This window comes from Mycolicibacterium sp. P4_G11 (assembly GCF_056555145.1).
The window spans coordinates 239,453-263,576 of sequence record NZ_JBFUJW010000008.1 but is presented as its reverse complement, the minus strand read 5'-3'; the positions used below and the strand labels follow the sequence as shown (position 1 = coordinate 263,576).

Below are 24,124 nucleotides of genomic sequence, written 5' to 3'. Positions count from 1 at the left end.
GAGCGGCGGGACGGAGCTCACGAATGCACTCTCCTCACTGGTAGCGCTTGTAGCAGCCCTCGTCGTCGGCGGCCAGGCCCGCCCGGAATGCCGCGATCCGGGTGAATGCTGCCGGCACACCCTGCCCGTCGACCGCCGTGGCGACGTAGCCGTTGGTCAGTAGCCCGGCCACGGCCTTGTCCAGGTCGCCGGCCGTCAACTGCAAGCTCGCGCCACTGGGTAGGTCGTGCGGCTTGGCCATCTGACGCTGGGCCTGCGCGGTCAGGCAGGCCGTGCGCAGCGCGGCCGTCGGGTTGTCGAGCTTCACCCCGCGCTGGTTCTCGAGCGCCATCATGTACCGCGAGACGACGATCGAGAGCGCCGTGTTGTCGCCCTGGATAAGGGTCTTCTCGGCCATGTCCGCTGGCGTGCCGATTTGTTTCAGCGCAGGCAGATTCACCGCAATCGTGTTCGTCGACGGGCAGTACGACGCCGGTGAATCACCCTGGCTGACATCGCATTTCGCCGGCTCGTACGTCAACTTCGGCGGCTGCTTCGGGGAGTAGATCACCCCGAGCAACTCGACCAGGGTGCCGACCGTGTCCTTGTCGATTGGTAGATCGGCGGACCGGTGGTCGTCGTCCGTCGGCTCATCTTCAAGCTCCATCGGCAGCCCCTTGCGGCGCTGCTTGATGTCCTCCAGATCGATGGCCGCGCAGGCCTGCGGCCCGACGGTGAAGCCCTGCTGGAACGCGCTGACGCGGTCCAGCGCCGTGCCGTGGCCGTCGGTCAGCATGTCATCGTCGTGCGGACCCAGTGTTGGATCACGGACGGTGATCAACCCGGCCAGCACATGATTGAGGCCGTCCCCGGTGCTCATCATGAATCGCTTGGAATCGCCGGCCGCGACGTAATGCAGATATGCGCCGGCGAAACAGTCAGCCTGCTGTTCACGGACGATGACCGGTGTACTGCGGGTCACCAATTTCGCCATGTACTGGATGGCGTGGCCGTATTCATGCCCGATCAGGCCCGCCACAGAGACGTCGCCGAAGTATTTGCGACCGGTCGGCACCATGACGCCGCGGTCCCACGCCATGAGCTTCTCGCTGGGGCAGTAGAAGGCATTCACCAGACCGGCGGTGTCCTCGTCGCACGCCGTCGGGCTCCGCCGATCGCGGGCGTCGTAGGACAGGAACTTCTCAATCGGTTTGAACGAACCCTTCAAACCCGAAGCGCTGTAGTCATGTTGCCAGTACTCGGCGATGTCGTTGATCGCCTGCAGTGCCAGTCGATCGACTTCGCTGTTGTTGGTGTTCTGCACCTTGCCGACCGCAGCGGGTGCGTTGTCGCGCAGCCCGCTCGGACCGTCCTTGGCCGGCAGGTCAGCGACGTGGAAGGGGTCGTTGACGGGCGACACCGCCGTGCCGGTGACTGTCGGCGCACAGCCCGCCAGCAGCGTTACTGCGCACACTGCGACCGAACGCCTCAGCGCCGTTCCGTGTTTCACCCGCAATCCGAAATCGTCTGTCATCGTGCCCCCTGTGACGTTCGGTCCAGACTATGGCCTGCCGGCAGCTTCAGAACAGCGAACGGTGCACCCCGAGTTCAGGGTGCACCGTTCATCGGTCGGGCTGTCAGAACTGACCGGTTGCGATCTTCTGAATACCCTTGTGAACCTGAATGCCGATGTAGCCCAGCACAACTGCGATGATGCCGTTGATCACCACGGCCAGCACCAGCATCGCAGTAAGGCTGCCGGATACATACGGACTGCTGCTTACGCCGGCAAGGCCGATGACGCCGATCAACACACCCAGCAAGCTGGCTGCCGCACCCACACCGCAGATCCCGTACGCCACAAACTGCGCTGCCAGCTTCGTACCAAGCGCCAGGAAGCAGTACGCCAAGCCGAGCCAGACCACAGCTGTGACGAGCGATCCGATACCGCCGAACAGACTCAGGAACAACCCGATCAGCACCGCTCCGCCGTAGCCGAGGTAGACGAACTGATTGGAGCCCTGCGGATTGTTGCGCATGTTCTGGAACCACGGTTGCTGGATCAGCTCGCCGCGGACACCGCGCGTCATCAACCGGAAGATGAACGAATCACCCTTGGTGAGCAACGATTTGGCCATGTCGACGGGAGTCGCCTGCGGCCCCACCTGACCGGGGAACTGCGGCCCACCCGGACCGGGGTACCCGCCTGGCTGCGGTGCGCCGAATCCCTGCTGGGCGCCACCCGGGCCGAATCCCGGCGGCGGCACCTGGGCACCGAAACCCGGGGCGCCGTACGTCGGAGCGCCGAACCCCGGCGGAGGCGGCGGTACGGGAGCACCCACCGGATTCCACTGCTGCTCAGGCTGCGGCGGCACCGGCGCGCCGGGCTGACCGAACTGCGGCTGCTGACCGAACTGCGGTTGCGGAGCCGGCGGCTGATAGCCCGGCGGCTGCCACTGCGGCACTGCGGGCGGCGCATCCTGACCGTACGGATTGGGTGCGGCGGGGGGCTGCGGTGGCTGCCACTGCGGGGCCGTGACGGTCGGCGGCACGACCTGAGTCTGGTCACCCGTCTCCGGGGCGGCTGCTGTCGGCGGCTGGAGCGCCGACCGGTCGACGAACTGGGTCTTCTCCTCCAGATCACCCGCCACCGGCTGCTGCGCATTCACCGAGCCGGCCTCGTGATTTTCGGACATATCGTGGTCTCCCTAAAAATTGACTACTCAAGACACCGTACGGGCGCCGACGGGTCTGTCGCGCAGCGGTGTCGTCACACACCTGAGCGACCGAACCGACCTCAGAACCGGATGTTCCGGATGTTGTCGTAGACCCCCGCGATCCACAGCAACAACGGAATCACGGCGGCAATCGCCGCGCCGTCGGTCAGCTCCAGGATTCGCTTCGTCACCGGTGACACCCGTCCGACACCATCCGTCGCACCGACCATGATCAGCGCCACCACCGCGAGGGCGACGTACAACAGGATCACCAGCCAGGCGCCGTCCGGGTCCCACGACACCAACTTGATCATCACGCCTGTAGGGATGGCCACGGTCGCCGCCAACAGGGCCCAGCCACACCACCGTTCGGCGTACAGCCGCGACCGGAACCCGCAGACGACCGTCACCAGCCCCGCAACGATCATCGAGTGCACGAAGAAGTGTCCCTGCACCACGATCGCGATGGCACCGTAGGTCAGCACCGTCACGCCCGCACTCAGGAACCCGATCAACAACTGCCGCGCCAGTGTGCTGCGTTCCGCCAGTCGTGCCGCGGAGTCAGGCACCGAATCGATGATCGCTCGCCACGTCGCCGACTCCTCGTCGATGACATCACTGTGCGCGGCAACAGGATCCAGCAGTTCCTCGTTCGCGATCACTTCGCCCGGCGCCGGGATCGGCGGGAGGGCGATCCGGGCCACCGCCACCGTCAGCTTCGCCGCGTTGGTCACGACGATGAGGCCGAGCGCGATGGCACCGGCGGGAACCCACGACGCCCCGCCATATCCGTAAGCAATGGCGGCACCTGCCACCGCGGCCGCGATGACTGCCAGAAACGCCGCCACCGCAGCACGTTTCCGTGGACCACCGCGGGTGGCCAGCACGACGATCAGGATCACCGCCGCCGCGCCCGCGAGTTGTGGCGCGCCCAGGTCGTTGATGCCGCGCGGCAGCGGCACTGCCAGTGCCGCCGCGCCACCCAATAGCGGCAACGAGGCCACCAGAAGACTCTCAGACAGATCGGCGTTGTCGTAGCGGCCCTTGGCGACGAAACTGCCGGCCAACACCAGCGCACCTAGCAAGCCGAGGGCGACCGGCCACCACCAACCGTGGCCCGACTGCGACCACGACCACAACGACGCTGCAGCGGTGGCGAACGTGGCGACCGGGATGGCCAGTCCGACAAGACGTTTCAATGCGTTGCCGTCGAACTCGGGAGACTCCTCGAGCACCGCCATGGCGTCGATGACGTCCTCGACCAACGGTCGGTACCGCTCGGTCCGGCTCACCGACACCAAGGTCAGCAGGGCCCCGTCGACCACGCCGGCGTCGTCAAGCGACTCGGTGGACTTCAGCGGCGGCGAACCCGGGCGCGCGAACGCCCACACTCCCTGCGCCTTGAAGTCGAACCCGGCCAGGACGTCGGCCGGGGTGTCATCGAGCAGATCAGCAAGGACGTTGACCGTCTCGTCGATGTAGGTCTCGATGGCCGTCGACGCCGGCAGGACCAGGTCGGTCATGCGTCGACCGGTCAGGATGGTGACCCGGGTGGTCGACTGCCGTGTCGGAGTGTCAGCTGCCGCGGGAGGAGCGGCGGTTGCGGGGCCGGCCGATGCGGTCACCGGCGCTCGAGCCTGTCGAAGTCATCGGACAGCGCCGCAGCAAGCTCGGTGATCCGGCGCTGGTAGGTCTTGCCAAGGAGGTCGAACTGGATGTCCGAACCGGCGGCGATGTGCTTGTCCCACGGCAGTACGACGACGCGGCCCGCAGGCACATGCCGCTCGAACTGCTGCACCAGGTCATCGACGTCGATGTTGGTCTTGCCGGGTGTCACGTGATTGATGACCACACACGCCCGGCCCAGCAGATCCTGATACCCGTTCTGCCGCAACCAGTCCATGGTCACCGCGGCCTGGCGGGCACCGTCGATCGAGGCGCTGGCCACGATCACCAGCCCGGACACGGTCGACAGCACTGCACGCGAGGCTTGGTGGAACAACCCGGCGCCGCAGTCGGCGAGCACCAGGTTGTAGTACTGCGAGACGATCTTGACCGCAGCCGCCCAGTCCTCTTCATTGAAGTCCCGGCGCGCGACGCTGTACTCGGCCGACGACAGCACCTCGAGGTTGGAGGCGTTCATGCTGGTGTAGGCACGGATGTCGTTGTAGCGCGCCAGTTCCTTGTCGGACAACAGATCCGAGATCGTCGCGGCAGACTGCCGGCCGGCCCGGTCCGCCAGGTTGCCACCGTCCGGATCGGCATCGACGGCCAGGATCCGGTCGCCGCGGACCTTCGACATGACGGAGCCGAGCGTGACGGTGACGGCCGTCTTGCCGACGCCACCCTTCAGCCCCAGCACGCCGATCTGGTACGAATCGCGGGCATTGCGTCGAATCCGGGCATACAGGTCCAACTCGTACAGCTCGTCGGGCGACAGGCCCAGGTTGATGCGAGTCAGCAGGTAGAGCATATGGCGCCAGCCGCGCTGTGACGGCATCTTCACGCCGGCGCGCACGCCGACGTGCGACAGCGCATCGATGGCGCGGTGGTCGCCGATGGTGGCGGCCGAAGTCTGGTCGGGCATGTGCTGCTCGGTCCACTGCATGTCGGCCTGGGGATCCATGGCGTAATGCTGCGGCGGCGGCTGCATGTGGCGCGGCGGAGGCGGCATCATCATCGGGGCGTGCTGCGGCTGTTCATACTGGGCGCCCGCCATCGGCGCGCCCTGCGGCGAGCGCATCAGGCCGTTCTGCATGAATTGCGGTGGCGTCGGCGGCATTTGAGTGGTCACCTCGGACGGGCGCGGCGGCGGAACCATGCCGGGCGGCTGCTGCGGTTGTCCGGCAACGGGCGGACCCGTCGGCTTATCGGCCCCGGCAGCCGAGGCAGCGGCTGCGGAAGCAGACATCTGCGCGGCGGCAGCAAGGGTCGCATGGTCGACGGTGCGTGTGGCTTCCTCGTTGTCGGCCTGGCCCGAGCTCGAGTTGTTGAAGAGCCGGTCATAGTCGGCGGACATGAGTACCTCTCGATTGTGTGTGGATTACTCCGGGAACGCACATGAGGTGGGCAGAGTCGACCCTACGCCGACCTGCCCACCTCCCGTGCTGCCTCGTGTGGATCGCTCAGCCGAAGCTGCCGGTAACGCCGTGCTCCACGGACTGCATGTCGCCACCGGCCTGGCTGACGGCATGCCCGAGGCTCTGAAGTGCGTTGTTCAGCTCCATAGCGGTGTTGTCCCACCGCTGCTGGACGGCCTGGTAGGCCTCCGAACCCGAGCCGCCCCAGACGGACGCCAGCTTGGCCAGGGAGGCCTTGCCCTCGTCCAGCAGGCCGTGCGTCGTGTTTACGGCGCCGGCCAGATCGCCGGCGCTGCCCTCGATGGCGCCGAAATTCCAGTTCTGTGCACCTGACATTTGTCTTCTCCGCTTCTAGGTCGTCGTACGTGGTGGTTGATGTCTGACTAGATCTGCATCTGGCTCGACAGCGAAGAAGCGCTGTCAGCATCAGCTGCGGTGTACTGCACGCCCGCGGTCTGGATGTTGGCCGAGATGTCAGCCAGCTCCTTGAGCTGCTGGGTCATGGCCTCGTCGAAGCGTGTCAACGCGGCCTGCGCTGCCATACCCGCTTCGGGCGTTGACATGTGCGTCGCCAGCTGGCCCGCCACCGCATCGACGTGGGTCTTGACACCGGTCAGTTCGCCGGCGATGCGATCGAAATTCCCGGCCTCTGAGGCGAGGACTTCGGCATCTGTATTCATGCTCGTCATGCTGGATCACCTTTTCTGTTTCCTGTGTCCTCACCACGGGAATGGCGAGTCCTTGCCGACCCCCCGGGGCCGGAAAGCCTTTGTGTGACGCGACAATTCACCAATCGTCGTCATCGTCGTCGAGGTCCTGTACCAGGACCCCGGGGGCTTTGAGGGCCTCCCTCGTCCCTCCGCCCTTCTCTGCTTTTCCGCCGGGCCCCATTCCGGCCCCGCCGCCACCGGCACTGCTCACCGGTGCTTTACCGGCGCCCGCCGCACCCGCCGCCGCACCCGCATCCAGCGAAGCGGTCGGGGAGCCACCAAGGCTGCCGACCAACGAGGCCATCAACGGCGTCCGCGGTGCCGAACCGCCCATGCCAGGCAATGATGCTGCCCGCACCAGGCCGGCACCCGATGCCGCTCCCGAGCCACCCGCCAGCGGGTGGTTGGAGAACGGGCTCGCACCCATCAGGCCGATCTGCGGCCCGTTGTTCTGACCGAAGCTGCTGCCCAGCTGACTGAAGATCTGCGTCACCTGTTGCATCGGCTGGCTCAACTGCTGCACCGGCTGTGTGATGAGCTGACCGATCTGCTGCGGCAGCTGCGCTGCCTGCGAACCGACCTGCGAGACCACCTGCATCATCATCTGGGAGCCCTGCTGCCCTTTGTCCTGCTGCTCACTCCCGCGCTGCGCCGCCGATTCCGCCTTGGACACCTGATTCTGAGCACGTCCGGCCGCGAAATTGGCCTGCGACGCGGCATTGCCCGCCATCAACGCCGCATCTTCGATTGCTGACTGGGCGGCCACCTGCGCGATGACCATGTTGCGCACCACCGCCTCCGATACCCCCATCGCGGTTTGCGCGATGACCGCCGCCGAGGTGGCCTCGGCGACACCCGGCATCACGATTGGCTTGGCCGGGAGAATCGGTTCGAACAGCGTGTTCATGGTGGTCTCGGCCTGATAAGCCTCCATCACCGAGCCCGCGAGCGCCCACATGCGGCCGTAGTCCGCCTCATTGAAGCCGATGGGCACCGTATTGATGCCCAAGAAGTTCGTGGACTCGAGCACGCCGTGTGTCACGTGGTTCATCTCGATCTCGGGCAGCTGCGGGGTGGTGGTCAGTGCCAAGGTGTACGACTCAGCCTGGGCCAATGCCTGCATCGCCCGCTTCTGCGCCTGGATGGCAGTGGTGTGCAACCACGTCACCATCGGCATGGTTGCCGAAATGGCGCGTTCGCTCGCCATTCCCGACCAGTTCGCACTCAGCTCCGTCAAGCTGGCGGCAAGCTCCACCGCCTGCGCCTCAAGCGAGACTGCCAACGCCTCCCACCCTGCGGCCGCCTGCAGCATCGGCGCAGGTCCTGCGCCGGCCATCAGTCGGCCGGTATTCACCTCCGGCGGAAATGCTCCATAGAACATGACCGGCATGGCGGGGGGTGCCACCATAATTCGTTGTCCTCAGACTCTGGATGGGCTCGACGGGTACGGCGGCTAGATCAGCGTCGCGGCGCTGGCCACGTCGGCGGCGTCGTAGATAGCCGCCGCCTCGACGTACGCCGCGCCGGCGCGCGCCAGCTCTTCCTGGGCGAAGGCGTTGATGCCCATGACCTCGACGCCCTCGACGGCGAAAGCCATGGCGGCCTGCATCGAGACCTCGTCCGCACCGGCCGGAACCAGAGCGCTGGCCTCAGACATGGTGGCGGTGCCGGTGGCAACTCCACGGGCTCCGTTGGCGACGACCTGGGTACCGACGCCGATCGCGCCGGGGTTGTGCTCCAAAGGCTGCATTTCTTTTCTCCTTACCAATTCAAGATCGCGGTATGGAATTGTGCGAACGGCACAGAAACGAATTGAAGATCCCCACGGAACCCCCGTTCCCCCTTTGCCGATCAGCGGGCGTTTAGCGTTGCTGAACGTCTGAAACAGATACTACCGACGGTTTTGGGGGGTCACCTACACTTATTCCGCAGGCGGATCGACATAGGCCGCCTGCATGACCTCCTTGCCGTCCGGCGAGACCAGAAGTGCCTGGCCAGGGGGCCTACGGCGGAGTTTGAACTCGCTCGACGGGAACTCCGATTTCTCACCCGACAGGAACATCGTCGGCGTTCCGGCGCCGTAAGCGGTACCGACGAACTTGTCCATCGTGGACCGATGCGCCTGACTCATCTGACACGTCACGATGATGTGCAGACCAATATCCGCAGCAGCCGGCAATAGCGGGGCGAGCGGCGCCATCGGTGACCCCATGCCACTGGCAGCGACAATCATGTGCCAGTCGTCGACCAACAGCACCACGTCCGGACCGCTCCACCAGGACCGCGAGCGGAGCTGCGACGTCGTCAGGTCGGGCGGCGGCAGCCGCTTCTTCAGGTTCACCGCCAGCGCCTTGATGGACTCCTCCAGTGCCGCGATGTTGCGGTTGATGGCACCCGCTGCCAGCAGGTGCGTCTCGGGCACCGCGTCGAGCAGGCCCGATCGGAAGTCCGCCAGCATGAACCGCACCTGATCGGGGCTGTTGCGCTTGCAGATCGCCTCCGCCACCGCATGCGCAATGGTGGTCTTGCCCGACTTCGGCGCACCGAAGATGAGCTGATGCGGCGTGCTGTGCATGTGGTTGTATGCCACCGACAGGTCGGATTCGCGGACGCCCACCGGCACCGTCCAGCGGGTCCGGTAGTCGTTCTCCGGTCCGGGCGGGTTCGGGTCGAGTTCGTGCAGGTAGATCCGCTCGGGCAGCACACGAACCCGCGGTGCCATATCGGTGTGCAGCGACGAGATGTGGTCTACGGCCGCGGTGATGGCCGGCACAAGGTCGCCCGCGCTGTGCACTCCGTCCATCCTGGGCACGCCGATCATCAGGTGGTGCTTCTCCATCGACACCGCCCGCCCGGGACGGTTCGTCGGAATGTCACGGGTGATGCGGTCGACCTGCGTCTCGTTGACGTCACCGAGCCGGAACTCGACCTTGGTGCCCAGGTAGTCACGGACGCGGGATTTCAGTTCCGTCCAGCGCGGCGTCGAGATGATGACATGCACACCGAACGCGAGGCCCTGACCGGCAAGGTCCTGAACCACCGGTTCCAGGTCCGGGAACTCGCCGATGAATGCCGGCCAGCCGTCGATGATCAGGTAGACGTCACCGAACGGATCCTGCGACGCCGGATGATTCGGATCGTCACGCAACTGCCGGTAACTGGCGATCGAGCCGATGCGGTGCTCTTTGAACGTCAATTCACGTTGCCGCAGAACGGCTTTCATTTCCGCGACAACGCGCATCACCCGGTCGGGTTCGGAACGGGTCGCGACGCCGCCGACGTGCGGCAGGTCCTCGAGGTACATGAGGCCACCGCCGCCGAGGTCGACGCAGTAGAACTGCACCTGCCGGGGAGAGTGGGTCGCGGCCGCCGACAGCACCAACGTCTGCAGGAATGTCGACTTCCCGGTCTGCGGCGCGCCGCCGACCGCGATGTTGCCACCGGCAGCGGAGGTGTCGATGCCCCACACTTCCTGCTTGTGGCGGCGCGGCTCGTCCATGATGCCGAGGCCGAACCGCAATGGGGCCCGCTGATCGCGCTCCACCAGTTCATTGACCGGCACCGGATCCAGCAGCGGCGGCAGCCACATCTTGTACGCGCGACTCTCGCCGGTGGTGAGCTGGTTCAGCACCACCTCGCGCAGGGCGCGCTGTTCGGTGTTCGTCATCGCCCAACCCCCGAGTCAGACATCGGCGCCGCGGTGAACCGACGGATGCGGAAGGTGTTCTGCGCCACCACTCTTGGTGCGTCGTCGTCGTCGATCTCCGCGACCGTCGGCACGTAGGTGCCACCGGTGTAGATGCTCTTGAACTTGATCGGATCTTCCATACCCACCCGGAGGAAGCCGACGCCGCTCTCCTTGTTGGTGATGTACTGCGCCTCGGGCGTGCCGATCACCGCCTTGGATTCGGCGGAACTGGTGGTACGCAATGCGATTCGGTACGTCAGGTTCGGCTCCAGCTTGTCGATGCGGGCACCACCGGTGTTCAGCGACTGCGTCGCCAGCAACAGGTGCACGCGCAGCGACCGGCCCACGCGACAGATGCGGTCGAACAGCGCGATGAAGTCCGGGTGGTTCTGCAGCAACTCCGCGAACTCGTCGACGACCACGAAAAGTGTTGGCAGAGGGGGCAGATCAGCCCCGCGTTCGCGGTACTTCTCGTACTCGGCTACACCCGACAACGCACCGGCCGCCCCGACCTGCATACCCGCCTGCCGCAGGATGCCCTGCCGCCGGTCCAGTTCACCGGTCAGCACCTCGCCCATACGGCTGACGAGTTCGGCTTCCTCTTCCATGTTGGTGACGACGGCCGCGGTGTGCGGCAGGTTCTCCATGCCCAGGAACGTCGAGCCGCCCTTGAAGTCGGTCAGCAGCAGGTTGATCTGGTCCGGGTGATGCGTCGCCACCAGCGAAAGAATCAGGGTACGAAGGAATTCCGATTTACCCGAACCCGTCGTACCGATCAGCATCCCGTGCGGGCCAGCACCGAATTCGGCACCTTCCTTGATGTCGAGGTGCATGATGTCGCCGTTCTTGAGCTGGTGGCCGAACGGAATGCGCAACCGATCCTGATCCAGGTCCGAGTACATCCGCCACCGCCGCGGCGTGACCTCCTCGACCGAGCGAGCGCCCACCAGGTGGTGCCATTCGCTCGACACCTTCTTCTGGACGCGGTTGCCCTTGTCGATGATCGTGCCGGTGATGGACCACCCCGCCAGCTTGCGCGCCAGTCGGCCGGCCGACGTCGGGGTCACCGAGTCGGTCACGGTGGTCACCTCGCGCCACGGCTGGTTCGCCGCCCGATCCTCGCAGGAGCCATCGGGATTGACCTTGATGCGGTACCCGGACTTGTGGTTGCCCTTGGTGATGACGGTGACGCCCGCTCGCCCGTCGACCGGGAACCCGGCCTTGCCGCCGGTCAGGTCGACCACCAGCACATAGGGTCCCGAGGGGGGTGCGTCGGCGCTGTGTGGACCGCGCGCCGTCAGGTCGGCCAGCCCGTCCGCCTTGGTGAACACCAGGCGCTTGGGTCCGGCGTCGTCGGTCTCGGTCTGGCTCTGCACATGCGGCAACCACTTGAGCCAGGCCCAGTCGGGATCGTCGAGGTCGTCCATCAGAACCCGGATCTGCAGCAGGTCCGGCGGATGGAAGACCGCCAGGTGGCAGATCATGGCGGCGAGCAGCCCCCGCGACCCTTCCGGATCACCACCGATGGCGATGGTCGGGTAGCTCTTGAGGATCACCAGCTTCGGGCAGTCGTGCACCAGGCCGTGGGTACGCAGAAACTTGGTCACCCACATGTGGCTGACCGGTTCCAGGTGAGCCTGTGGCGCGGCCATCGGACCCGCGAGGTCCGACCCGATGTTCGGCTTGAGCAGCCGGTCGACCGCCGCCTGCGCGCCGATGCCGATGCGGGCACCCATGAAGAAGTCGGCGTTGTTGCCGCTGACGCTGCGCGACCACTGCCGCTGCGTACCGACGATCGACAACAGATCCTCGGGGTGCGGCGCGTGGTAGCTGAAGAACGTCACCTGGGCGTCCGCCGACGACGTCACGCGGGTCCGCAGACCAGCGAGGTACCGCAGATACTCCTTGCGGTCCTCGTTGATCTCCGGCACCTTCTTGCCGCCGCCACCGCCGCTGGCCATGTAACCGACGGTGCCCATGATCATCATCAACGGCATCATCAGCATGTACGGCGACAGCTGGCGGACGCCGGTGAAGATCATGATCGCGATCATTCCGAGCATGCCGCCACCCATGACGTACGGCATTGCCTTCTGCATGCCGGACGCGGGGATCTCGATGCCCAGGTCGTCGGGCGGGGTCACGTTGATCTCGCCCGGGGTAAGGCGTGGACCCCGCTTCATCGACGGGGTGAACTTCTTGGTCGTCATGACGCACCTCCCGGATGCGGCGCCGCGGCGTCGTTACTGCCGCCACCCGCCCTGCGCGGTTTCGGATCCGACGGCAGGGTGTCATGTTCGAGCAACGCCGCCTCCTTCGACAGGACAGGGCCTTCCATCAGCAGACCGACCACCTGCCACGGCGCCGTGGTGGCGCCGCTGAGACCGAGGGCCTTGGCGGTGTCCTCGTTGGCTATCCCGTACCGGATGCCCTGGGCGTCGACGTAGTACTGGGCTTCGCCGTAGCGCGGGTCGGGGGACTGCAGCCGGATGTACTGGCCACCATCGATGTAGACGGTGGCGTCGCCGCTGATCTGCTTGATGCCGTTACCCATCGAGCTGACGGGGATCGGCAGGTGCCGCCCGACGATCACCGTGGTCTTGGCACCCTGGTCACCGGCTTCGCGCTGCCACGTCCAGCACACCGTCGGATCGTCCTGTGGCAGCAGCATGGTCATGGGCTTCGCCGGCAGCGGTGAGGTGTACGTCTGCTCGGGAATCTTGGCGACCACGCTGGATTCCACCGACGGCGGCGAGATCAGCCCATACGAGTTCGTGGCCCGCAACGCGGCCGCCGTCGTGTCGTTGACCTTCGCGACGCCGTCCGGCAGCACCACGTACTGCTGCTTGCTGTTGTCGGTAATGGTCTGGAACACCGTGCCGTTCACCAGATTCGGCGGCAGGCCGACGGCGTTGGGCGCGCCCGCGGCCGGGATCGGGGCCAGCGCCCAGGGGCCGACGTTCGGCAGCGCGTTGAACAGGCCCGACGAGATGGGCGCCGACTTCGAGCCGACCGGAATCCCCACGGCAGAGGTCAGCGCGCGATCCGCGAGGTCGATCGAATGCCGACCGTCCTTGGTGATCAGCCACGTCTTGTCCTGGTACTTGACCAGCACTCCCTGATCCGGGCGGATCGGCCCGACCCCGCCGCTCAGGACCACCGGTTCGACAAGCACCGAGGTCTCGACGGTCGGGGTGACGCTCTCAGGCTTGGTGACGGTGTCGCACACCGACCAGGTGCCCGACGTGCCGTTCACCGGCGTCGCGTAGGGCGCGCCGGGGATGCCGATCGGCTGGCCCTTCGGCATCTTGGCCAGCTCTGCGGGCTTGACCACCTGCGGCTCACCGGTGTGACCGAGGACCAGCCGAGCCGAGGTCAGGTTGTACACCGGACGGATCTGCTGCGTCCCGGGCATGACGACGTACAGCTGGTTGGTGCTGCGGTCGACCAGCAGCGCGTCGTCGCCTCGCTTGCCCTGCGGTTTGAAGTAGGCCATCATCGCGGCGCCGAGGCAGACGATGACCGCGACGACGATGCCAGCCGACACCGACCTGCTGTAGAACTGCAGCGGGTCGTCGAACATCCTGGTGTCGCGCCGCACGATGGCGTGCTCGACGCGACGGAGCAGGAAGCGCCAGCCGCTGACCTGAACCTTGGTGGTGAGCCGGAAATCTGCCATCGACTATTCGCCGATGTTCAGGCGCCGGTGCACGCCGCTGATCGCGGACGCCATGTCGTCGCCGGTGATCTCGCTGAGCGCGTCGACTCCCAGGCTCTCGATGTCCATAGACCTGGCGAGGCGCATGTCGCGGGCCTGCTCACCGGCCTCCACCAGCTGGCGCGCGTAGCGGCCGTTACCGGCGATGTCGATGGCCGGCTTGCCGTTGAGCTCGTGCTGGCCCAGCGTGGTCGCGGCCTCAAGCACGTGCTTGGCCGCCTCGTCGTTGATCGACGAATCATTGCTCTTGGCAATGACTTTCGCGATCTCGACGATCTCGTCAGGAGAGTAGGACTCGAACTCGATGCGGGTGGCGAACCGGGACCGCAGACCATCGTTGGCCTCCAGCAGCCGGTCGATGTCCGAGCTGTATCCCGCGATGATGACGACCAGGCGGTCCCGATCGTTTTCCATGCGGGCCAGCAGCGTGTCGATGGCCTCGGAGCCGAAAGCGTCGCCGCCCTGCAGCCCGTCCTGGATCAGGGTGTAGGCCTCGTCGATGAACAGCACACCGCCCAGGGCCCGGTCGATGACCTTCGACGTCTTCACCGCCGTGTGCCCCAGGTACTCACCGACGAAGTCCTTGCGGGACGTCTCGACCAGCTTGGGTTCGGTGATGACGCCGAGGCCGGCCAGGATGTTCGCGACCACCCGGGCGATGGTGGTCTTACCGGTTCCCGGCGGCCCGGTGAAGATCATGTGCTTGGACTGCTGTGCGACCTTCATGCCGCGAGCCGCGCGGATTTTCGCCATTTGCGTTGCGGCGCGGTAGGTCTCGATCTGCTCCTTGACCTTGGCCAGCCCGATCTGCCGGTCCAGCTCGGCCTGCGCATCGGCGAGCATCTTGTCTCGCGCCGAGTGGTCGGCCACCACGCTGTTCGGATCCCACTTGTCGGAGCGGGCAGCGATCTTCTCCGTCGTGGTGGTCTGCAGCCGGAAGTTCGGATCACGAAGCGCCTCAGTGACTTTCGGCTCCGGGAAGTTGGCCTGCAGCCACTCCAGCAGACGCCGGGCGCCCTCCTCGTTGCCCTGATCCCGGAACGTCATGGCCAGGTACCAGGCGATCGGCCGGCCGCACGCCGTCCCTGCCGGCGACTCGTTGGCTTCGGTCAGCTTGTCCTTGGCCTCGGTGAACAGTCCGAGGTTGGCCGCCGCGACGCCGCGAGCCACCCCGGCCGCGCCGGCCAGGAAGGCGTCCGGCCAGCTCTCGGACCCCCGGAGCACCTCCATGACGTCGGTCCAGCGCTGGCCACCGGTGTAGATGACGGCCTTGACCCACGCCACCAGATGCTCGGAACCGCCTACCGCGGCACCTTCGACAGCCTCGAGCGCGTCGGCGTAGTTGCCCTCGGCGGCCTCGTTGACCGCGAACGCCAGTGTCAGGGCCAGCGGCGAATTCACGGGATAGGTGATGTCACCGAGCTCGCCGCCGATCCGCACCCGCGCGTTGACCTGCGCCAGCGACACCTCGGCCTGCCCGGCGAGCATGCCGAGGTTGCCGCGCGAGTACCAGGCGCGGAACAGCGTGGTCCGGTCTGCATCGCCGCACCGGATCCGTCCGATCCAGGCGTCGCACGCGGTCTCGTCGACCGAGGTGATCTCGGTGAACAGTTGCATCGAGCGCGCCGGCGCGGTGTCCAGCATGCCGACGGCGTTGTTGAACATGGCGGCGAGTTGGTCACTCATGTGTTTCCCCTGAATATCTGGTGGCAAAGATGTGGGCGCGGGTCGCGGCGGCCTCTTCGGGCGACGGCAGATCGAGACTGCGGGACAGGAAATCCTTGGCCTCGGCGCGGTCGTGGCCCAGTTCCCGAAGCCCCGAGTACATGACGTCGTACTGCGCCGACCGCCCGTCCTGGCGGGCCAGGTCGGCGATCAAGAGAACTTCCTGCGCCAGTTCGACTTCCGTCATGTCGGTGGCGCCGGGGGAGAGCCGGACCCGGTGGATCCGGCCGTCCATGAGGGCCGTGACGGTCACCGTCTGCGGTGGGTTCGCGACGGTGTACCCGAACGGGACCGGCTGGTCGTCGACGGACGACTCACCGTCCTCGGCAGCCAGCGCGCCCGGGCTGACCTCGTCGTCGTCGGCGTACAGGTAGTCGAGTGCACCGCCGAGATCGTCGTCCGAACCGTCGTCCGGATCATCGCCCGACGGTTCGTCATCGAACCCGTCATCATGGTGGGCGGCCAACGTCAGTCCTGGTAGTCGTCGCCGGCGGCGCCGGCGGCGGGTGTGTCGAACCAGGAACGCGACGGCAGGAACTCCAACAGCCCCTGGAGTGCGCGTTCCAGGTTCTCGTCGGTGCCGGCGAGGAAGCTGCCATACAGCTCGCCGCTGACCTTCCGCGGCAGGGACACGATGCGGCCCAGCCGGGAGTCGAGGACACCGGCGGCGACATCGGCCTGGCTGTAGGTGCCGCCAGCATGCCGCTCATTGGCGGTGAGTTCAACCCACGAGTCGGGGTTGCCGATGAGTTCGGAATAGGTCCGCGCCGAGCTCAGGCTGATGCCGAACTGCGTGAGCTGATCGGGCGTGCGGGCGTCGGTGAGCCGGCTGGTCGATGCGGTCAGTGGCTCAACGTTGGCCGGGTTGGCCGAGCCGAGCACGGCATTGACCATGCCGGCCAGGCCCACCTGCGGGGCAACCCGCTGCACAACCAGCAGGTCGCCGTCACGGGCCGCGACCACATGCCGTTCGCCCTTGCGACAGACCACGAACCGCACCATCTTCCCGCCGACGTCGCGGCGCCACCAACGACCCTCGATGGTGCGGTCGGCGCGGCTGAGGGTGTCGACCATCGCGGCCACTTCCGGATGCGGGTTCCCGTAGATGTCGAGGACGCCCTGCGCCGTCAGATCCCGCCGCACCTGTTCCCAGACGATGTCCCGCAGGTCCAGCTGGGGAATGTTCGGGCGGATACCGAGGCTCGTCGGGAAATCCATGAGACCGAGCTTGTCGGCGATGACGAGCATGCCGTCGATGGTGACCTCGACGGCGACGACGTCGTCGATGCCGCCCGAGGCGCTGCTGGCCGCGGTGTACGGGCCGGTCACGTCCACTGCCCCGACAGCGTCAACGACCTGGCATCACGCCCGGTACATGTGTCCACCCGCTGCATCTCGGCTCCACCCCCTGTTCCCGGCGCCAAGCGCCGGGCATCGCTGTCCTCCGTGACCATCTTGGTACGCCACCTCACAGGCGGCAGGCCGATGGCCAAACTCCTACGCGAGTCACGGCATCTGACCTGCACAGGCGGCCCCACACCACCCCCACAGCGCTTCCCCACAACCCGCATCGAGCCTACCAGCGGGTCTGACCACAGGTCCGCACCAATTCGACACCGCCACGGCCTGGTCGGCCGCCACCGTCGCACGCCGAAAGGTCTTGGTGGACAAGCAATTCGACGGCACTCCGCGAACCTCCGTCGAACCGTCGGCCGGACGGCCGACCACGGTATTGGGCCCGGCCATCCCGCTATCGCCACTGACGTGGTCGATACTGGGAGGGCATCTGCGTCTTGGCACCTGCGTCGAGCGAACCGAGGAGAGAAAGCGCGTATTCGGTGACTGACCACTTCGAACCGCAGCACAACCCCCCGGAAAGCGCTTTTGCCGGACATCCGGTGAACACGCCGCCGGCCTGGCCACGCGTGAATCCGGCGGGCGGCAACACCGGCATGCAGCACACCGAACCGCTGCAGCGCAGGACCGGTTACCCGCCGCAGCCCGGCCCCATCCAGCCAGGTCGCCCGCCACAGCAGCCGTGGCCGTACGGCCCGCAGGGTCAGTTCACGGCACCGGGGTCGTACGCCGACGCCATCCGCCGGGACGACCTGCTCCGGGCCCGCAAGCCCGAGCCCGGTCGTGGCTGGCGCAAGACGCTGTTCAAGGCGACGTTCGGGCTGGTCAACCTCGGGCCGTCACCCGATGAGATCCACGAGGCCCAGCAGATCAACCGGATTCGGTCAGCGTTGTCGGGCCACTACAAAGTCGGCGTCATGGGCAAGGGCGGCGTCGGCAAGACGACGATGTCCGCCTCGATCGGGTCGCTGTTCGCCGAGCTCCGGCAGGAGGATCGGGTCGTGGCCGTCGACGCCGACACCGCGTTCGGCAAACTCGGCAGCCGCGTCGATCCCAAGGCCCTGAGTTCGTACTGGGAGTTGGCGTCCGACCAGCATCTCGAGAGTTTCGCCGATATCCGTAACCGCGTGGGCAGCAATGCCGCGGGACTGTTCGTGCTGGCCGGTGAGGCGAGCCCGGCCCGCCGGCGGGTGCTGGACCCCGCGGTTTACCGGGAGGCGGCCTCCCGGCTGGATCGTCACTTCACCATTTCGATCATCGACTGCAGCTCGACGATGGACAGCCCCGTCACCCAGGAGGTGCTCCGGGATCTGGACGCGCTCATCGTCGTGTCATCACCCTGGGTCGACGGAGCCGGCGCGGCCGGGCAGACGCTGGATTGGCTGGCGGCACACGGCCTCAACGGTCTGTTGCAGCGAACAGTGGTGGTGCTCAACGATTCCGACGGCCATGCCGACAAGCGCACGCGCTCGGTGTTGGCCCAGCAGTTCGCCGGGCAGGGTCAGGCCGTCGTCGAGGTGCCGTTCGACGGGCACCTGCGGCCGGGTGGCGTCATCGCCGGCACCCGACAGCTGGCGCCGGCGACGCGGCGTAAGTTCATCGAGATCGCGGCCGCACTCGCGGCGAACTTCCCGACCAGTGACGACCGACACCGCGAGCGTTCCTGATAGCTGCAGCTAGACCAGCTGCAGGAGCAGCTTTTCGACCAACTGCTTGTCCTGCTCCGACACGCTCGCTTCGGCTTCGGCACCGACCACGACGGCCTCGGGCACGCCGGCGGCCAGGGCCGTCTCCTGGATGGTCAGGTTGGCACCGCGCCGTGCGGCGTACAGCCGCTGACCAAGAGTCGCGGTCGGCGCTTTGGCGCCGAGCAGTGTCAGTTCGTCGATCCGGGCGCGCACCAGCCCCAGCGCTTTGATCAGCGGCGGCGATACCGGGCCGAGCCGGGCGGCGCTCGCGGCGACGGCTTCGAGCTGCCGCAGGTCGGACAGAATCTGCGTCACCCACGGCGTGAATTCGGAATCCTCGATGGCCGGCAGCGCGTCGGCTGTGGCACCCAAAGTATTCACCGCGGCGACGACCGCCTGGGCGATCAGCGGAACCTCACCCGCGTTGGTCAGCGGCGGGGCGGGCGCGGCTTGTGGCGCCGCCGCGAACTGCGCCTGCGCCGGGACCGGCTCGCCACTGCGGATCCGTGCGATGGTTCCCGGCGGCCAGTGCAACACCTCTTCGAGGCGCAGGCGCGTTCTCTCGCGCGGCCAGCTGCGGCCTTTTTCGAAGGAGATCAGTGCTCCGGCGTTGATGATGCCGTCGGCCGCCAGACTGCGCTGGCTGATGTCGAGCTCGCGGCGCCGAGCGGCGGCGGCCGCACCGGCGCGCTCCATCCCGGGATCGACGGCGGGCAGGGCGATGTACTCGGTGACGTCATCGGGATCGATGTTCGGCACCCGAGGTCACCTCCATCTCATTGCGGCCCGCGCTCAACAAGAAATCCGGAGCGCTGTCAGCGGTCCGGTACAGCTTAGCCCGTTCCGTCTCGCATAACTATTGCGTTGACGGTCACTGAACCGTATCGGTAGGCCCGCGAGCGCTTCAGTTAGACCGTACACCCTCCCCAAACCACGACTTTCATCAATGTTATTCCGGACCATTCGGATGATTTCTAAGCGTCAATAGCGCACTGACCTGCGAATATACCTAGCGCTACGGTTTAACTGTTGCGTTACTGCAGTCTGGTGCTATAGATTCTTCTCAACCGCGACGGAACAGTCGCAGCGCAACAGCTAAGGAGTACCCCGATGACCGCAATTGCCATGGACGGCCTGCCGCTCGGTGAGTGCACCCGGAGCCCGGAGCAGTGGACGACGATCGCCAGCGAGGAAGCCAAGAGCCTCTGCCGGCAGTGCCCCCGCCGCTGGGCGTGCGCGCGTGACGCCGTCGAACTGCCCCGCGCCGAAGGCCTCTGGGCCGGCATCGTCATTCCCGCCGACGAGGGTCGCGGCCGGACGTTCGCGCTGAAGCAGCTGCGGTCCCTGGCCGAAGCCAATGGCTACCCGGTCCGCCGTCAGCGCCGAATCTTCCTCGAAGTCGCGTAGTACCCCGCTGCCCACGCTGCCGTTTGAGGGGGCGGCAGCGCGGGCATCGGTTCTACGCACGAGGGTTAACGTGACGGGATGAGCGTTACCGACAACACCGGAGCACCCACCACCGTCACCGCCGAAGCCGGACGATTCACCATCGCCGTCGATGGCAGGACTGTCGGGCTGATCGATTACCTCGACCAGGGCGGCCGACGCATCTTCCCGCACACCGAAGTTCAGCCCGAATACGGTGGCCGCGGGCTGGCGACGATCCTCGTCGCCGAGGCATTGGACGCCACGCGAGCCGCAGGGTTACGCATCGTCCCGGAATGCTCGATGGTCAGCGGATACATCGCCAAGCATCCCGAGTACGCGCCGCTGGTCGACCCGGCCTGAGTGGTTTGGGCGCGCTCCGTATCGGAGAGTGATACGGGGCGCGCCGAGATCACTGCTGGCCCAGGTACTGCGCGGTCGAACCGCTGACCGGCATGTCGGGCATGCCGAGCTTGCGGTGATCCCAGCTGCGCATCCGGCTCGGCACGACGCGGACCGCGACGCGGTTGTTCATCATCTGGTCGACGAACGGGCGCATCTCGTCGGTGTAGGGGCCGGTGTAGCGCTCCCACACGCTGATGCCCACGCGCAGACAGGTGTCGACGTCGTCGAGGATCTCGGCGGTGCCGTCGATCGAGACGCCGCGCAGGGTGCCGTAGGTGTCACCGTCCTCGATCATCACGGTGATGGTCGAGTCCCGGCGCAGGTTGAGCGCCTTCTGCGACTTGGCCTTGGTCTCAAACCAGATTTCGCCGTCGAGCACGGCGTACCACATGGCCACCAGGTGCGGCCGGCCGTCGGCCAGGACGGTGGCCATGGTCGCGGTCCGGCTGCGATCGATGAATTCGACGATCTCGTCGTCGGTCATGACGATCTTCTTGCGCTCGTTCTGTCCCACGCTCTTATGCCTATCAGGCGACGGCAGCGAGCTGCCCATCGGACCCAGCTGGCGGCTGCTACTCGGCCCGCAGCGCCGCGATCGCCGGGCCGAACATCGTCGCCTTGATGGCGGCCATGGTCTGAGAATCCTTGCCCGCCACCGGAATCACGAGCTCCACCGCGGCAGGGACCACCGCGTCCTCTGCCGCGGCGGCCTCCACGATGCCGTACTTGGCGGCGTCGTCACCACCGAAGCGCCGGCCGGTGGTCATCGAGGCGATCGCCGCCTGCGGGGTCAGTTTGGCCTGGATCAGGGCGGCCATCCCGGGCGTGAACGGAATCCGGATGTCGACCTCGGGGAAACAGAAGAACCCGCGGTCGGAGCGCATGGTCCGGTAGTCGTGGGCCATCGCCAGCATGGCGCCGGCGCCGAAGGCGTGCCCGTTGACCGCGGCGGCCGTCGGGATCGGCAGGGTCAGCACCCGCGCGAACAGCGCATGCACCCGCCCGACGTACGACTGCATCTGGTCGCCGTGCGCCATCAGCCAGTCGAGATCCAGCCCGTTGGAGTAGAACTTCCCGGCACCGGTGGTGACCAGACCCTGGGCGCCACCCGCGACGAGATCGTCGATGGCGCCGTTGATGTCGTCGAGGAAGCCCAGCGAGAACCGGTTCTCGTCATCGCCGATATTGAGGATGGCGATCTTGTCCTGGTAGCTGACGGTGATGGTCATGGTTGTTTCCTCCTGGTTGGGGTGGGTTCGTCGGCAAGGACCGCGCGTACGGCTGCGGACAGCCGATCACGCGCCCAGCTGTTACTGATTCTGTTGCGGGACAAGATGATTGCCGTCGGCAGATCTACGATGCACACCGTGATGGCATCGACCGCCGCGCCGTCGCGCCGGTCCCACAGGTGCGACGACAGCCGCACCATCAGGTCGATCAGCTGACGGTCGAGGTCTTTGAGTTCGGCCGCCAGCGACGCCGGCAGGTCGGGGCCGAGCAGCTGGTCGCGCTGCACCCGCCACGCCAGTTGAGCCGACTGCCGCCAGCGTTCGTAGAACACCGCGGGGGCCTGCGCGGCCGCGACGACGGCGTCCACCGGGTCGGCAGCCTTGTCGGCCAGCGCCGCATCGACCAATTCCGTTTGGACATCGAAGAATCGGCGTGCCGCACGCAGCCACGTCCGGGCGACTAGCTCCGTCCGCGAGCCGAAGTTGTGATAGATCGCGCCGTTGGAGATCCCGGCCGCAGCCGCGACGGCGCGGGTGGTGACGCCGGCCGGTCCGGCCTCGACGGCCAGCGACTCGGCAGCGTCGAGCACCGCATCGAGGTCGTAGACACGAGGCCGGGGCACCGGCACACCATAACAGAGCGATCGCTCTGTTACTACGCAGCGTGAGCGCGACCCGTTACGGCGGGTAGATCTGCTTGATGGTTCCGTCGGCGTTGACCTGCATGTATCCGGTGCCCGGCGCGGTGGAGTGAATCGCCAGGCCCAGGCCGCCGCCCTCTTCACCCTCGATGATGAGGTACATCTGCGATCCCGGCTCCGCACCCAGCTGCGGGGGCGCGCCGGCCATCGTCGCGGCCACCGCCTGCGCATTGATGGCACCGAGATCCGCCAGTACGTCGAACGAACTGGTGCTGGTGTCCGAGCCCCATTTGTTCCAGCTGCCGCCGCGGTACATGAAGCTCTGGTCGACGTGCTTGTTGGTGGGAGAGACGCGATCCATGATCGCGTAGTCGGGGTAGACCACGAGCTTGAATCCCATGGCGTCCCCGAACTTCGCCTTGATGGTCCCGATCAGGTTTGTCAGACCGTCGGCGGTCTGCAGCTGGCTAGGTCCCGGCGGTGTCGATGCCGCCGTGGAGGCGGGAGTGGACATGCCGCCGGTCGGGTACCCAACGGTGCCGCCGGGGCCCGTGGGCATCGACGGAAACAGTTGCGCGCTGGGATCATTGGTGGCCACCGGCTGATCACTCGAACCGCTGTCGGGCCACATCACGTAGGCGATGCCGGCACCTCCGAGGACGACCACCGTGACCAACGCGGCGACGATCACGACCGCCGAGTTGCGCCACCACGACTGTGCCGGTTGGGCATTCGTCAGCTGGGCCGGTGACCACTGCGCGGATCCGGGCCCCAGGCTCTGGGCCGGGCTCGCATATTGCGTGTGCGCATGCGCCGGGTAGGACTCGGGGCCGGTCGTGGGGTAGGGGACCGACGGAGCGGCCCACGCCGGCGGCGGTGTCTGCTGCGCGGGCTGACCGAACGGAGCGGGCTGCGCCGGTCCGGCCAACGCGGCACGGGCGGCGGCAGCCAGGTCTTTGGTTGTGGCATAACGCAGTTCGGGATCTTTGGCCATGCCGGTGGCGATGACCTGATCCATGTACGCCGAAATACCGGGCCGCATGGTCGACGGCCGCGGCGGATCCGAGTAGAGGTGGCTGGTGATCTGCCGCTCCATGCTGTCGCCCGGAAACGGCGGGGCGCCGGTCAGACATTCGTGCAGCACACAGGTCAGCGCGTAGATGTCGGAGCGGGCATCGGCACGATCACTGGTGAAACGCTCGGGCGCCATGTACGCGACCGTGCCGATGGTGGCGCCGGTGTGGGTCAGCTTGGTCTCGCCGGCGGCGCGGGCGATACCGAAGTCGATGAGGTAGGCGAAATCGTCTGGGGTGACGAGGATGTTGGCGGGTTTGACGTCGCGGTGCACGAGGCCGACACCGTGCGCCGCACCGAGCGCGGCGGCGATCTGCTCGACGATCGAGACTGCCCGGTCAGGCGTCAGTGGGCCGTTGGCCAGCAGCTCCTGGACGGTCTTGCCGTCGATCAGCCGCATCGTCACGTAGAGCCGGTCGTCGATCTCACCGAAATCGTGGATCGGCACGATGTGCGGCTCGTCCAGCCCGGCGGCCGCGTGGGCCTCCCGCCGGAAACGCACCTGGTACTGCTCGTCGTCCGCGAAGGTCGGGGGCAGCACCTTCATCGCCACGACCCGCTTCATGGTGGTGTCGTAGGCCTTCCAGACCTCACCCATGCCGCCGCGGCCGAGCAGCTCAATCAGCCGGTAGCGGCCGAACGGTGTCCCATCCACCGGCTAACCATAAGAGGCAGCCGCGTCCGCTGCC

At 66.7% G+C, this 24,124-nt stretch carries 22 protein-coding genes; 3 read left to right on the top strand and 19 right to left on the bottom strand.

Annotation, left to right across the window (positions count from 1 at the left end):
- Positions 1–34 precede the first annotated feature (34 nt).
- The 14 genes from AC1U2B_RS19745 to AC1U2B_RS19680 form a co-directional block, all read right to left on the bottom strand.
- Positions 35–1,513 carry a neutral zinc metallopeptidase gene (locus AC1U2B_RS19745; protein ID WP_480218096.1) on the bottom strand — a complete coding sequence of 493 codons (1,479 nt, stop codon included), beginning with the start codon at positions 1,511–1,513 and terminating at the stop codon, positions 35–37.
- 103 nt (positions 1,514–1,616) lie between these two features.
- Positions 1,617–2,675, bottom strand: a complete 1,059-nt coding sequence (locus AC1U2B_RS19740; protein ID WP_480218095.1) for a hypothetical protein — start codon at positions 2,673–2,675, stop codon at positions 1,617–1,619.
- 101 nt (positions 2,676–2,776) lie between these two features.
- Entirely contained in the window at positions 2,777–4,321 is a 1,545-nt protein-coding gene (gene eccD / locus AC1U2B_RS19735; protein ID WP_480218094.1) for a type VII secretion integral membrane protein EccD, read from the bottom strand.
- A complete protein-coding gene (locus AC1U2B_RS19730; protein ID WP_480218093.1) occupies positions 4,318–5,715 on the bottom strand; it encodes a MinD/ParA family ATP-binding protein in 1,398 nt (465 codons plus the stop codon). Before AC1U2B_RS19730 ends, eccD begins: the two co-directional genes overlap by 4 nt.
- A 106-nt stretch (positions 5,716–5,821) precedes the next feature.
- Positions 5,822–6,112 (bottom strand): WXG100 family type VII secretion target, encoded by a 291-nt coding sequence (locus AC1U2B_RS19725; protein WP_480218092.1) that lies wholly within the window; start codon positions 6,110–6,112, stop codon positions 5,822–5,824.
- A gap of 47 nt (positions 6,113–6,159) precedes the next feature.
- The gene (locus AC1U2B_RS19720; protein WP_480218091.1) at positions 6,160–6,465 is read right to left on the bottom strand and encodes a WXG100 family type VII secretion target; all 306 of its coding nucleotides are present in this window, start codon (positions 6,463–6,465) and stop codon (positions 6,160–6,162) included.
- A gap of 97 nt (positions 6,466–6,562) precedes the next feature.
- Positions 6,563–7,894, bottom strand: coding sequence for a PPE family protein (locus AC1U2B_RS19715; protein WP_480218090.1), 1,332 nt, complete (start codon positions 7,892–7,894; stop codon positions 6,563–6,565).
- Positions 7,895–7,939: 45 nt separating this feature from the next.
- A complete protein-coding gene (locus AC1U2B_RS19710; RefSeq protein WP_480218089.1) occupies positions 7,940–8,236 on the bottom strand; it encodes a PE domain-containing protein in 297 nt (98 codons plus the stop codon).
- Between the two features lie 171 nt (positions 8,237–8,407).
- Positions 8,408–10,153, bottom strand: coding sequence for a type VII secretion protein EccCb (gene eccCb, locus AC1U2B_RS19705; protein WP_480218088.1), 1,746 nt, complete (start codon positions 10,151–10,153; stop codon positions 8,408–8,410).
- Positions 10,150–12,384: a type VII secretion protein EccCa gene (gene eccCa / locus AC1U2B_RS19700; RefSeq protein WP_480218087.1), complete on the bottom strand. Its 2,235-nt coding sequence runs from the start codon at positions 12,382–12,384 to the stop codon at positions 10,150–10,152. Before eccCa ends, eccCb begins: the two co-directional genes overlap by 4 nt.
- Positions 12,381–13,853, bottom strand: coding sequence for a type VII secretion protein EccB (eccB, locus tag AC1U2B_RS19695; protein ID WP_480218086.1), 1,473 nt, complete (start codon positions 13,851–13,853; stop codon positions 12,381–12,383). Before eccB ends, eccCa begins: the two co-directional genes overlap by 4 nt.
- Positions 13,854–13,856: 3 nt before the next feature.
- On the bottom strand, positions 13,857–15,578 hold the full coding sequence (gene eccA, locus AC1U2B_RS19690) for a type VII secretion AAA-ATPase EccA (RefSeq protein WP_480218085.1): 1,722 nt from the start codon (positions 15,576–15,578) through the stop codon (positions 13,857–13,859).
- Positions 15,571–16,083 (bottom strand): hypothetical protein, encoded by a 513-nt coding sequence (locus AC1U2B_RS19685; protein WP_480218084.1) that lies wholly within the window; start codon positions 16,081–16,083, stop codon positions 15,571–15,573. Before AC1U2B_RS19685 ends, eccA begins: the two co-directional genes overlap by 8 nt.
- A gap of 2 nt (positions 16,084–16,085) precedes the next feature.
- The gene (locus AC1U2B_RS19680) at positions 16,086–16,946 is read right to left on the bottom strand and encodes an ESX secretion-associated protein EspG (RefSeq protein ID WP_480218083.1); all 861 of its coding nucleotides are present in this window, start codon (positions 16,944–16,946) and stop codon (positions 16,086–16,088) included.
- Positions 16,947–17,455: 509 nt separating this feature from the next.
- On the opposite strand from AC1U2B_RS19680, the gene AC1U2B_RS19675 reads away from it, so the two are divergent.
- Positions 17,456–18,640, top strand: a complete 1,185-nt coding sequence (locus tag AC1U2B_RS19675) for a MinD/ParA family ATP-binding protein (RefSeq protein ID WP_083420629.1) — start codon at positions 17,456–17,458, stop codon at positions 18,638–18,640.
- A 9-nt stretch (positions 18,641–18,649) separates the two neighbouring features.
- Here AC1U2B_RS19675 and AC1U2B_RS19670 read toward each other — a convergent pair whose 3' ends face one another.
- Entirely contained in the window at positions 18,650–19,420 is a 771-nt protein-coding gene (locus AC1U2B_RS19670) for a transcriptional regulator (RefSeq protein WP_480218082.1), read from the bottom strand.
- 351 nt (positions 19,421–19,771) lie between these two features.
- On the opposite strand from AC1U2B_RS19670, the gene AC1U2B_RS19665 reads away from it, so the two are divergent.
- Both AC1U2B_RS19665 and AC1U2B_RS19660 read left to right on the top strand, forming a co-directional pair.
- Positions 19,772–20,068 (top strand): WhiB family transcriptional regulator, encoded by a 297-nt coding sequence (locus AC1U2B_RS19665; protein ID WP_043391368.1) that lies wholly within the window; start codon positions 19,772–19,774, stop codon positions 20,066–20,068.
- Between the two features lie 78 nt (positions 20,069–20,146).
- Positions 20,147–20,449, top strand: a complete 303-nt coding sequence (locus AC1U2B_RS19660) for a GNAT family N-acetyltransferase (protein WP_043391370.1) — start codon at positions 20,147–20,149, stop codon at positions 20,447–20,449.
- Positions 20,450–20,498: 49 nt separating this feature from the next.
- Here the strand turns inward: AC1U2B_RS19660 and AC1U2B_RS19655 are convergent, their stop codons facing one another.
- Genes AC1U2B_RS19655 through AC1U2B_RS19640 form a run of 4 tightly spaced genes read right to left on the bottom strand, consistent with a single transcriptional unit; the run spans position 20,499 to position 24,090 of the window.
- Positions 20,499–21,005, bottom strand: coding sequence for a pyridoxamine 5'-phosphate oxidase family protein (locus AC1U2B_RS19655; protein ID WP_043391371.1), 507 nt, complete (start codon positions 21,003–21,005; stop codon positions 20,499–20,501).
- A gap of 58 nt (positions 21,006–21,063) precedes the next feature.
- Entirely contained in the window at positions 21,064–21,720 is a 657-nt protein-coding gene (locus AC1U2B_RS19650) for an enoyl-CoA hydratase-related protein (RefSeq protein ID WP_480218081.1), read from the bottom strand.
- On the bottom strand, positions 21,717–22,343 hold the full coding sequence (locus tag AC1U2B_RS19645) for a TetR/AcrR family transcriptional regulator (RefSeq protein ID WP_480218080.1): 627 nt from the start codon (positions 22,341–22,343) through the stop codon (positions 21,717–21,719). The genes AC1U2B_RS19650 and AC1U2B_RS19645 overlap by 4 nt, the downstream gene beginning before the upstream one ends.
- Positions 22,344–22,398: 55 nt before the next feature.
- Positions 22,399–24,090 carry a serine/threonine-protein kinase gene (locus tag AC1U2B_RS19640; RefSeq protein WP_480218079.1) on the bottom strand — a complete coding sequence of 564 codons (1,692 nt, stop codon included), beginning with the start codon at positions 24,088–24,090 and terminating at the stop codon, positions 22,399–22,401.
- Between the last annotated feature and the right edge of the window lie 34 nt (positions 24,091–24,124).

Bases quoted from the DNA above. Each gene is read 5' to 3' on its own strand.
- AC1U2B_RS19745 (WP_480218096.1), bottom strand. From the start codon at position 1,513: ATGACAGACGATTTCGGATTGCGGGTGAAACACGGAACGGCGCTGAGG.
- AC1U2B_RS19740 (WP_480218095.1), bottom strand. From the start codon at position 2,675: ATGTCCGAAAATCACGAGGCCGGCTCGGTGAATGCGCAGCAGCCGGTG.
- AC1U2B_RS19730 (WP_480218093.1), bottom strand. From the start codon at position 5,715: ATGTCCGCCGACTATGACCGGCTCTTCAACAACTCGAGCTCGGGCCAG.
- AC1U2B_RS19725 (WP_480218092.1), bottom strand. From the start codon at position 6,112: ATGTCAGGTGCACAGAACTGGAATTTCGGCGCCATCGAGGGCAGCGCC.
- AC1U2B_RS19720 (WP_480218091.1), bottom strand. From the start codon at position 6,465: ATGACGAGCATGAATACAGATGCCGAAGTCCTCGCCTCAGAGGCCGGG.
- AC1U2B_RS19715 (WP_480218090.1), bottom strand. From the start codon at position 7,894: ATGGTGGCACCCCCCGCCATGCCGGTCATGTTCTATGGAGCATTTCCG.
- AC1U2B_RS19710 (WP_480218089.1), bottom strand. From the start codon at position 8,236: ATGCAGCCTTTGGAGCACAACCCCGGCGCGATCGGCGTCGGTACCCAG.
- eccCb (WP_480218088.1), bottom strand. From the start codon at position 10,153: ATGACGAACACCGAACAGCGCGCCCTGCGCGAGGTGGTGCTGAACCAG.
- eccCa (WP_480218087.1), bottom strand. From the start codon at position 12,384: ATGACGACCAAGAAGTTCACCCCGTCGATGAAGCGGGGTCCACGCCTT.
- eccB (WP_480218086.1), bottom strand. From the start codon at position 13,853: ATGGCAGATTTCCGGCTCACCACCAAGGTTCAGGTCAGCGGCTGGCGC.
- eccA (WP_480218085.1), bottom strand. From the start codon at position 15,578: ATGAGTGACCAACTCGCCGCCATGTTCAACAACGCCGTCGGCATGCTG.
- AC1U2B_RS19665 (WP_043391368.1), top strand. From the start codon at position 19,772: ATGACCGCAATTGCCATGGACGGCCTGCCGCTCGGTGAGTGCACCCGG.
- AC1U2B_RS19660 (WP_043391370.1), top strand. From the start codon at position 20,147: ATGAGCGTTACCGACAACACCGGAGCACCCACCACCGTCACCGCCGAA.
- AC1U2B_RS19650 (WP_480218081.1), bottom strand. From the start codon at position 21,720: ATGACCATCACCGTCAGCTACCAGGACAAGATCGCCATCCTCAATATC.